The 1,974-nt window shown below is 34.0% G+C and carries 3 protein-coding genes; 2 read left to right on the plus strand and 1 reads right to left on the minus strand.

Going from position 1 to position 1,974, the window contains the following annotated elements; all coding sequences use genetic code 11:
* Nucleotides 1-210: 210 nt before the first annotated feature.
* Together KI356_RS25800 and KI356_RS25805 are read left to right on the plus strand one after the other, a co-directional pair.
* Nucleotides 211-345 carry an anti-repressor SinI family protein gene (locus KI356_RS25800; protein ID WP_002011474.1) on the plus strand — a complete coding sequence of 45 codons (135 nt, stop codon included), beginning with the start codon at nucleotides 211-213 and terminating at the stop codon, nucleotides 343-345.
* An 80-nt stretch (nucleotides 346-425) separates the two neighbouring features.
* Nucleotides 426-749 carry a helix-turn-helix domain-containing protein gene (locus KI356_RS25805; RefSeq protein ID WP_002064339.1) on the plus strand — a complete coding sequence of 108 codons (324 nt, stop codon included), beginning with the start codon at nucleotides 426-428 and terminating at the stop codon, nucleotides 747-749.
* An 81-nt stretch (nucleotides 750-830) separates the two neighbouring features.
* On the opposite strand, the gene calY is transcribed toward KI356_RS25805, so the two are convergent.
* Entirely contained in the window at nucleotides 831-1,424 is a 594-nt protein-coding gene (gene calY, locus KI356_RS25810) for a biofilm matrix protein CalY (protein WP_128282215.1), read from the minus strand.
* Nucleotides 1,425-1,974: the final 550 nt, after the last annotated feature.

Raw genomic sequence — 1,974 nt, forward strand, 5'->3', positions numbered from 1 at the left:
CGAATATATCACAATTCAACAATATTTTCAGAAAATATTGAAAAGTTTTGACAAAAACCTTATAATTCCCATAGAGGGAATTTAATGGGGATTTTATCTTTGTTTCATCTACACAATATTCGATAATTTGACACATAAAATATAAAATTTGGTTAATTATCGTCTACTATGTAGCAGCAATTATGACCAATAATTAGGGAGGAATTACATTTGTACAAAGATAAGGCTGACTCACTAGATCAAGAATGGATTGATTTAATACTTGAGGCTCTAGATGCTGGCATTGCCCTGCAAGATATCGAACACTTTTTCCAACGTATGAAGCATACGAGCCAGGCTCAATAGGCCTCGTTCTTTTTAACGAAGTTTATGTTATAATAATCACATCATAAGACGACTACATATTGATAGAAAGGTGCGCAAATATGATAGGAGAACGTATAAAACGCCTTCGTTTACAAAAAGGCATTTCACTAACAGAACTCGCCGAAAAAGCTGGTGTAGCTAAATCTTACATTAGTTCTATAGAACGGAATTTACAAAAAAACCCTTCCATTCAGTTTCTTGAAAAAATTTCAGCTGTTCTACAAATTCCAGTTGATACTTTACTTCACGATGAAACAACAACAGAAAGTCATCTAGACTCCGAATGGACGCAACTCGTTAAAGATGCGATGAGCTCCGGTGTCTCAAAAGAACAGTTTCGTGAATTTCTCGAATTTACACAATGGAAGAAAAATCAACAATAATACATATGAAAGAGTGCTTAAAATGGGCACTTCTTTTTTTCTTTATAAAAAAAAGCGGGGAATCCCCGCTTTTTTGATTTATTATTTTTCTTCGCCAGCTGTTTGGTTAGCATTGAATGTCCACTCTAAATCCAATGAATCGCCTTGGAAGATATTTTGATCTTGACCATTATCTTCGAATACAAATTGTACCCATAGGTAATCCTCTGTACCAGCGTCTAATCCACCTTTTTCTCCCCACTCAGGAGCAAAGATATCTTTTGCTACAAGATCTGGATCAGCATTTTGTAAATCAGCTAAAGTTGTTTCATATACAGGCTCACTTTGTTTATCCCAGTTCCAAAGGAATTTCACCTTAATGTGCTTACCAAAGTCTTCACCAGCATTATTACCATTTGCATCTTTCACAGTATACTTTGTCGCTAATTTAACGTCTTTAATTGCTAACGTACCACTGTTCTTTAATAAGAACTCTTTCTTAACAGAATCCCCTGGTTTTAAATCTTTAATATCTACAAGCGTTTTAGGGTTTAATGTAAGATCTAACGTCCCAGCTGCAAATGTATTGTTCGATACTTCTTTATCACTAAAGAATGCAAATGTTCCTCCACCAATTAAAGATAACCCCAATGCCGCTGATGCAACTCCCATACCTAATTTCTTTTTCAGACTCACAATCAATTCCCCCTAGCTGTTTTTTGTATTTTATCTCTTATTTCAAAATAAGAGGTGTAACTAAAACTATATTAGCTTAGCTAATATTTGTTCTTTTTCAAAAACCTTAAGTTCATTATAACGAACAAAACTATATAAGTACAATATATTTTTTGATTATTTTTATTTCTCAACAATTTTCTTTTTTTTCAGAAAGTTACCGAGAAATAAAGTGAAACTTTAATCAGTGTTTTCCAGTCCATCCCCACTGATTATTAACCTTCACCAAGTGGTGGGCTGCCAACTAACTTCCTCGCATTCGTTAAATTTTTGGGTAAAGGTCTTATACCACGAATAGTGAAATAAGAAAAACAAAGCAAATAGGTGAGTAGTAGGGCTCTCTCACCTATTTGTCTTATGATTGTATTTATTTCTTCCGAAATGCTGCTGTATTTTACTTACTATTCCTATCTCTTCTGTTCTTCTTGCTTCTTACTCTCTTCTAGCTTTTTCGCTTCTTCTTGCTTCTTACTCTCTTCTAGTTTTTTTGCATCTTCTTGCTTCTTACTCT

Origin of the sequence: Bacillus hominis, assembly GCF_018332515.1 — a bacterium.
Classification (GTDB): Bacteria; Bacillota; Bacilli; order Bacillales; family Bacillaceae_G; genus Bacillus_A; species Bacillus_A hominis.

Coding starts and splice junctions, on each gene's coding strand:
- KI356_RS25805 (WP_002064339.1), top strand. CDS start 426: ATGATAGGAGAACGTATAAAACGCCTTCGTTTACAAAAAGGCATTTCA.